This is a genomic window from Legionella qingyii (assembly GCF_003184185.1).
Window position 1 is genome coordinate 2,678 of record NZ_QHJG01000059.1, and the last position, 9,635, is coordinate 12,312.

Below are 9,635 nucleotides of genomic sequence, written 5' to 3' on the forward strand. Positions count from 1 at the left end.
ATCCGCCCTTGGATAAAGATCACTCCACGTCACCATCAAATTCTTATCTAAGGGCGGACGCGCCCTTACTGTTCTTAAGTATTGGCAAGCCCCTACGAACTTAGAACCCGCTCGCAACCGGAGACTCCTGTAGCTCGAACACCTACAATTTCGAATTTGGATTAAAGGTACATTGAGATCACTATGACGGTAAGTAAATTCTTTTTGACAGCAAGGGCGCGTCCGCCCTTAGATAAAGATCGTCCCACGTCACCATCAAATTCTTATCTAAGGGCGGACGCGCCCTTACTGTAATTAGAGATTACGGAAGCGTCCTTACTGTTGTTAGAGATTTCAGAAGCGCCCTTACTGTAATTAGAGATTACAGCAGCGCCCTTACTGTTTTTACCGTCTTTTAGGCTCCATATCTTGAGTACCTCTCGCTCAATAAGAAGGAATCCGCCGGCTGAGTAATCTAAGACGTGATGAACAAAACCTGATTAAAAAGGATCGTCATCGCGTAATTAAACGAGTGTTTAGCCGTAAAGATGTACTACGACAAACCGTTCCTTCGTCTGAACCCTCCGCAATATAAATGGGAGATGTTGAACCGGTTAAACGACAAGTCGCAGCAACTACGACTATAAAACAGGATCCTCATCCGGCTTTGCCGCCAAAGCACTAACTAGTAGTCACGTCCAATTCTGATTTAGTGGATGCGGTCGGTTCGGTTCTTTTCAAAGACGTGCACGAGGGTTTCGTTCAGGTTCTGCGAGGTAAAGACGATTAGGCGCCCATTAATTACGCCGAAACCGTAAGCGAGGTATTGGATTTGGTAGTGACTACGGTGTCGGTTATCGGTTCTGCAAAAATTAGCGTGGTGTTTAAACGTGGGGCTAGTCTAGTAGTCAGTCCATTTGTGCTTCCAATAGCACTACTTCATTAAGTGCCTACGAAAAAACTATAAGACTTAGTAATCTTCGATTTCAATGCCGCCACCCATCCTTCACTCGATGAAGAAACCGTTTACTACCCGGACTTTATTAACGAAACCCTTTCCATCTTGGTTTTCAAACCGAGTGATTTAGTGAATTATTGACTACCGAAACACCTAGTTAAGGAAAGCAGTCGGTTCGATTGGGAACACCGCAAAAGAAATAAAACAACTATTAAAGACGTTTTCGTACGCTTCCTTGGCGTTATTATTGCATTACCCGAAGCAGATACGTAGCTAGTTTTAGCCGACTTCCGAGTTCCCAAAGTCCTTTTAGCTATAGTCCATTTATTGCACCCAAACGAAAAAAGAGGCAGTATTCTCGTTGTACGACGCCCAGTACAGGGGTGTTGTTGTGTGCTACAGGGTGAAACCGGTCCACTTAACGTTGTCGTCAAGGGGTTCTCGGTCGTGGATTATACCGTTACAAAAAAACCAAGTAAAATACGAGAATTTATCCTCACATAAACATCGCCCTGACTGCATTGGGCCCAATTTTTGTCTACGGACAATGGTTGGGGGCCCAATGCCGAATCGAACAGGGGCCCGATGTTATGAAATCATGCATCAACATAAAAAATTCGAACTTGAAGAAAAACAAAAAGACGTTCAACAACGTACATATTTCGTAGTTTTAATTAACCACGGTTATGGTCAACACCCTTTGACGGTGCTTAATGAACTCTCCATTAACGAAGTGCTCGCATTCCCTTATTTTACAACCCCGTCTTCGACAAATTGTTTACCAGGTTAACTAAGCGACCACGTGGAACTTACCACTTCTATGGCCGAACAAAATGAAGCTGTTCTTTACGTCATCGAAAAACCAACCAATGCCAACAGCAATGTCAATTATGGTGAAGTATTTGCGGAAGAAGGTCGTAACACAACCATCATAACTAAAGCTCTAAGTCAAGACCAAGGGTAACAACAACTTTGTGTCGGCCTCATAATCCACAAAGTTTGCTATTTAGAAATTGTATTTAAGAAACTTAGTATTTAACCCAAAGTAAAACCAAAACGCGAACCAAACGAACAAGCGAGTACTAGAACGATAGGAGAATCATTAACTAGCTCAAAAGGGACCCGAAGGTCCCGTATATTTAGTAGCGTCGGTGGCTGTACAACCGGTAATTACTTTTAAACGCCATGCCATGCAGAAGGCGAAAAACAATAGTAAAGTAGTGCATTAAGACCAACATTTAGCTATGCTTACAGACATTTACTTCGTACGAAAACAACGTTATTAAGGGACCGAAACTGTGTCATCCCCGTTATTGGTCATGACATGTATTAATAAAGTCGGTATGAGAATAAAGGGAAATTGATTACCGTTAAGTCGTAAACAGGTCCGTCGTTAAGGTGGCGATTCATGTACGCCAACTATTGGAACCCGCGCTTAAAACAACCGTTCTCTAACACGAAGTTATCGCGCACTTCGTTAATCTTATTACCCCCATAAAAATATGAATAGGTAAAAAACGACAAGTTTTAGAAGCGAAGCCCGTAACTAACGTAGTTATTACACAGGAACAAATTTCCGAAGAAACAGTGCGTTTAGCTACTGTTGTCGTAAGAGTACTAATTAGTTTAGTTGTCGTCGAACTCCCCAGTCAAGAAAACGAAAGAAAAAGACTCACTAATTGAGTAACTATTTACATTCGTTATTTTGGTGCTATTCCCGTTCGGTATTGACGGTTACTAAATACTATTTAACTGGATTTACAAGGTACAAGAGAGAACTATAAAATAATTACATCGCTTAATAGGGGTCTTATTCCGTACTTGCGTTCAGTTCCTTGATATATTTTTATCGTTTTACATCATCCCCGTCCGCACCACCTTGGGCCCAATACCGAAACAGAAGTGGGTCCGTTACTACGCGAACTTAGGTTAGATCGAACCCACACCAATAAAGACAAAAAATTCATCATGTATCTGACGAGGTGAGGGAGGTAGAAACCCATTACGCGATACTTTGCGATTTTGAAGTAGATTGACCCCATTGGTTGCTAAGTCGTTTAAAAATTAATGGCCACCGCGTGGCTCCAACGGAGGAAACGGCACTTATTAATTATCTGTAGAAAACGACAAAAGACGGACTCAAACTTATTTAACTGTATTGCATAGAGCCCGTAAAAGCGAAAAATTTGGTACATTTAGGTTGGCCCGAAGGGTACCTTACACGGGTAAAGAATTACGGAATTTAGCGACCGACCTTTATGAACCTACACTTATGCTTTCATACCAGAGCCTTTCGTGACATAGGTGTTAGTATAGTCTGTTCATTATAAGGAAAAAACGAACAAAATAACCACTAAACTAAAAACCCCAACCTTAACTTCCGAATCCAAGGCCTGAAAAATGGGCGAACCAAAAAAGTAAATTACCAAAATGGTTTGCGTACATAAGCGCTTTGTCCCGAAACAGAAGTAGCCTATTTTTTAGTAGTCGGTAAAAATTGATCCTTACTAATTCACTATTGACTTCATATTGAGTCCACGTCACGACGAACATAGAAACTAAACGTGCGTTACTCAAATTTATGCGGATTTAAGATTATAAATTTACTTTGGCTCAAAACCAAACGAAGTGAATCCGATGAAAACAACTAATTGTATCCCATGTTAAACATGAAAAAGACCTACTCTTAGCTTTAGGGTACTCGTTGATATATGAATTTCTTTGCCTTCTTGATCTGTGTTAAAACCTAAAAAATGCAAAATCACACAGGACGCGTTAATTACGCTTAAACATAATACCGGTGCCGTGACTATTACGAACCCTACTATACGTAAGTAATTAAGACTCTTCGAACAGAAACGGAATGCTAAATCTTAGTTTAACCGAATTACGTGCAAATTGATGGTCACTTTTTTTTGTAAATGTAGTCGTTAACCTTTTCGCGTAATTAGTTGCCCATGGGCATGGCATAAATTAGTTTCTTCGGATAAAAACACTATAAGGTAAAATACACCTACTTGCTCAAGAATAAGGCGCGAGCGGATAACGTCTTGAGTAGTTTTTACTTAAAAGAGGGACCCAGCTACGCCTATTTCACGTAGCATAAAATCTAAATACATGCCCGTCGCCTACGTAGCGGTAGCGTACAACGATACGAAAAGGGCTGCGGGTCCAACTACGTCAACTATAAAGGTCGCTTCGTGAACGACAACGACGTTAGTTAGCACTTGTCAATCCACACCTTCTCGTTGAATTAAATTAACTTAGTCTAACAAAGAGATTTCACGGGTTCCATCCGATACTAAATTATCAATCGTTAGGAGGTATACATCCGTTCCTTCTCTACGTTTGTAATGGACTGCTTAAGGCAGTACTCGGACACAACCGAAACCTTTGCTCATTATTACCTAACCGGTAACAACTTTGTTAAGAAGTATTGCGAGTACTAATAAATTTGCTTCTCCCACAAAACTAACACCTTCATCCCTTATCACTTCGCCGAAATACACTCCGAATAGGAGTACAAGGAAAATGGACCGAACTTTACTCAGTACCACCGGTACCGTATAAAAATAATTGCTTCGTCGTTGATCTTCTCATGAAATTACAGGCCATTATGGAAACCTTGAAATAAATGTCATTGTTGAAAACCACTTTCAGTACCGGGCCGATAACCGACACACCAACTACCCACGGGCGGTCCTAATGACAACGTTCTTCTCCTGTAGGTTGGTAAAGACCTATTTGCGTTTGGGCCTGTTAGGTTTATATGTTGTGTTGCGGCGCTTCTCCTATTCCATGTTTAAGAAAGACCACAAAAACTTCCATTTTGGTGACCACGCGGATATCGAGACAACTAAGTATTATGGCTAGTTGCTAGAGCCCTAATACTCCTTTAGTTTTTAAATAAAGCAGGACCGGTACGGCTAAAATGGATAGTAGTATTTATGCCAGTAGCCCTAATAGCACCTCCACCAGCAAGAAGTCGTGCTCTCTGACGTCGTGCACATCGTCGGCCTCGTTAGCGTGCCAACATAAACGTCGCGGTAAATTTGTAACTTTAGCATCCAATAAACGTTGTTTACCCGCTAAACCAAAACGTGAAACGTCTACTTAGTCTCTAATTATTGTTAAGAAAAAAGACAGGATTATTATGCGTTTAAGTCCTAGAACGACTACGATAACTTGTGAATTCTGCTGTTCCCCTAAGACATCCACGAGCACATTTGCATTAACGATTTTTACATGGACATCCTAACCCTCTGGGACATAAGCTGTTTGACCTACGTTGTAATCGAATACGATACTACAGCTAATTACGTCAATTTCCCCAACTTCATCCACGTCCTAAACGGCGCCACTTAGTCAATCCAAGGCACGTAGCACTAGTTTACAGTGTGGTCCCAAAAGAATCGTTAGTACGCCCTCCTTAAAATCCACCCTAAAGATGACCTGTCTTATATCTCCAATCATAACGTAATTTCGGATGAAGCTCATAATGATGGGGACCTTTCTGCCAGTTACAAAAACCGCTACTTCATTGGCAGCATTGATTTCCGGCTGTACTAGGAACGCACCCATAATCCCGACACGGGTAACGGCTTCGTTACTACCGAAATCACAACTACCTAGTGATAAATTCTATATTCCGTAACTAACGGATCTTATGTCTTCTCCAGTTCTTACTCGTCTCTTAATTTACATCGGTATCACCCTCGGTGACCACGTCAACCGCTTTGTAAAGATTGACATAACCTTCTCGCATTAAAAGGTTATTTCTGTGAAATAGGTAACCGGTCAAGAGCAAGACAACCATTTTGCCATCTCAAATTTTTGTTCGTTAACCTACAAAACCTAGAGCGACTCAAACTAAAATCGTTCCGACTATAGCGAAATAAAAGTCGCCCACCCCGCCAGAGTTTTCTTATACGCGGATTCCGACGTCGTTCACCGACACACCAACAGCTATTGTCGAGAACAAAAGCAATACTTCTGCTATAAGGAAATCAACAAGGCCTTCATTTACGAGTAGCATAGCGACTTATATTTTTATCTCCATAATAACGGTTAGGATTAACGAGATGGTAGGTTTACCAGCATCGAGACTTCGGAAACATACTACGACATCCTTAATCAGCATAATTACAACGCTGCATAGTTAGACAAAGACCTTGACCTTTCTTTCGGTAATCACTTAACCAAAGCGTTCATCCCCTGGAGAACTTACCATCTGGACGATTACAGTTACAAATAGGTGTCGTCTAACGAAAATTACGTTAAGGCGTATAACTAGTCAAACTTCTTTTACCAATATGGGCGCTTCTTTACTTTTACCACACCCTTTGGGCGTTTTATTACCTTCTACTGTCGTAATACCAGTTAGGATGACGTCAGTCTCACGGACAGTAAATACCTGTAAGGCTTCGGTAAGTAAATCTTGATTTTTTTAGAAATTGACGACTTCTTCGGGCATTCTAAGAACGATTCCGAGGGCCGCATTTCCACCAACTATTACATTCATTTCGTTAAATAGGCTGACGTTATTTTTTACGCTAGCCGGTACTACTTCATAAACAACCCGCTTAAGCAGTTCTATAAAGTGTAGGTTTACCTAATCTAAACACCCAACAACGTCTATTATAAGCGTTTCCACGACGCAGCTTACGTCACGTTTAACGACTTTAAAACGTTGCTCTTATAAATATCAAGGTTACCAAAAAGCCACGGAAGAGAGAAAACCCCTCTTCCCTGAAGTAGTATGGTTATATCATAAAACTAGTTGGTCTAGCGATTTTTTTAGGAGGATGAAAAATATTCGATTCAATATGAAACTAATTATGCTAACCTAAAAATTTGATACGATTTACTTATAATAAATTGGCTACTATAACTTCTTGGACAAGACCGCTCATCATAAAATAGAATACGATGAGGGTGACAAAGACCATTCGCAAAATTACTTAATTTTTGTCCTGTTTAACGTACCCTTCGTTTTGACCTGGAGAGGTTAAATGGTAGCCTCCCCCGAGCATGTCGTAACAACCTTAAATAGTTATTTGTTTATTTCTTCGTATTTGTAACATATGAGCATTGGGTACCATGTCGTCCGAGATTTTTATGAGGAGGTCATAATTTCTTAAATTAATTAGTGACCAATGGTGTTTAGTCACTTCATTGACGAAAAGTGTCGCGTGATGGGTTTCTACCACCATAACCGCGTCATATACAAAACGACTCTAGCCGTTACCTAAACGGACATGGATGAGCATATCTTTTTTCATGAAGGATAAACCAACGACTTTGGTTCCGATACCTCGCTGTCTCTGCAGACCGACTTGTCGTTCCGCTCGCTGCCTATCGTGATCATTTTCGTGCAGTTGTGAGGCTAATACTCCGAGTTGGACCAGGACTCCCGCTTAACGTTTTATTATAAAATGTTGTAGGCCTCAATCTATCAGTCGCAATACTACCTTAACTGAGAGGAAATTTGGGACTTGGAGGCAATTTATGACTACGTGCTGCACTTATACTATTACTTGCTGCGTTAGTCCTTGTTCTTTTTGTTGACGCAAATCCATTATACGGGTTTAAATGATTATGAGGATTTGGATCTCCTGGAATAATTACTGATAACGTTCACTGTATTAGTCAGTAGCTTACGGACTAAAACTTCGAATAGAAGCTCGTCCTCTTTGCAACCTACTGTAACTGCTTATACCAAAATGTGGGAATTAACTCACACGATAATGTGCGGTTTAAGTTTAACGGCTTGTCAACTAACGAGCCTTCCAGCTACAATTATTTAGTCTACACTGGCCCGCTTGAGGTAACGTAACCCGACATCTATTATTACTACAACGGAACCGCGTCAACGATAATCTCGTACCACGTCTAGGATTACGCATATGCGCATTACCTGAAAGCCATAATCAAATAGGACATAATGCGTTAGTTCTATGCGACTTTGTAAATGAGATAGTTGTACCCCGATTCGAGCTAAAACGCGAACTAAAATAATTACCGTTTGATTAGCCCGTAGCAAAACTTAATGTTCCACTACACCTATATCAGTTACGGTTTCCTCTTAAATAACTTGACCTAATACTTCCTAAGTAAGAACTTAAATGTCAACGTCATTATTCCCTACGGAATTTTGCAAAATAGTTATCAATAAGTTGTGCGGTAAATGCACTTATAAAAGGTAACCGAGTACACTAATAGCTACGCAAAAGCGAACGACTTCTCGACAACGTTATAGTCGTGAACGGAAACGAGTCACTTGTCGTGTACGTTTCCGATTTGCGAAATAATTTTCATGGGTACAATTAAGACGGACGTCGTTCAGCTCCGGTACGTTACCCGAAATAAGCGAAACCAGTTACCACCCGATTTTAACTAGCGCCGCTTTTGTCGGAATTCCTTCCTTCACAATTATAGATATTTTAGTGAGCGGGACTTCGGAAATTACGGGTAAAAGATGTTTTAAAAGAAATATTTTTCGTTGGTTCTTTAAAAAAGGTAGTCTACTAGTTGGTAGTAAATCCGAACCATGGCCATCGTTTCTAGGGTTAATCAAGCGTTTAATCGCCGTTAACAAGGACCCGGTTATATGTTCGGTAACACCGTCAACGAATGCGATAAGTTCCTAACCTTTTTTTATCGAAAAACTTAAGTCTAGGACGATACCGAAAAATACTACTTACCCAGAGGACCCTATTCCTTGCCCGCTATCTACTTACGTAGGTCGCAAAAATAAACCGGTTAGGCCACGCATTCCGCTCATAACGCCGTTACGACCCTCCACAAAATAAAGTTCGTAAATTAATACTTTTGTTCGCTGTAAATCTTTACCGCCTTTTTTATGAATTTTAAAATTGGGACGGCCTAATACTTATATAAAACTTTTCAATAGACCTTCTTATAACGTAGTTCGCTGAGTGATCTTCTCCGTTATTAAATGAATTTTAGGAGCTACTAACACCATATTTGGGGTTGTAACCCCAGTTAGGATAGCGGTGGCCGAATATTAAAGTAGTCCTGAATGCTTTTTGGGGATAGAGAAGCAATTTTTACAAAAATTGAGCCAGTAAATCAGATAGATGTGAGGGAGTAATTTTTGTAAAAAAACGGAGCTGGAACCCCAAAAAGCATTGAGGACAAACATTGAACCCTCGAGAGAGAAGGAAGCCCCGCTAAAGGGGCTTAGAAGATATGTAGCTACTTTTTTTTCAGGTAGAGATAAGCTGCAGAGCATCGAAACAGGCGCCCTAGGTCTTCTAGACGCGTTTTGTGACCACTACATATGAGTTGCTTCGTAGGCGTAACTCACGGTCCAGCGGGTCTTATATTGTAGGCATACGGGAATAAAAAGTCGATATTAGTCTTCCATTCTTGATAGAATAGGACTATTCCTCTAGTGATACAATTTCACCCGCGACCATAAAAACCAATAGCGGTAGCAACGCCCTAATAAACCAAAAGCACCATAACGCAGATGCCGACGTTCATAGCGATTTCACGAAAAGAAAAATAAATAGTAATAGAAGGACTGGAAAAATTAAAACCGGTATAAACCTTGACGTAGAGAATGACGTCATGGAATTAAACACTATTTATGAGAATGTCCTGAATGCTTGTTGGGGTTAGAGAAACAATTTTTTACAAAAATTAAGCCAGTAAATCAGATAGATTTGAGGGA

1 protein-coding gene is annotated in these 9,635 nt (G+C 40.5%); it reads left to right on the forward strand.

The genetic code is table 11. The annotated features are described in order from the left end of the window. Positions 1-1,757: 1,757 nt before the first annotated feature. Positions 1,758-1,901 carry a hypothetical protein gene (locus DGG96_RS20995; RefSeq protein ID WP_165831654.1) on the forward strand — a complete coding sequence of 48 codons (144 nt, stop codon included), beginning with the start codon at positions 1,758-1,760 and terminating at the stop codon, positions 1,899-1,901. The last annotated feature ends 7,734 nt before the right edge of the window (positions 1,902-9,635 follow it).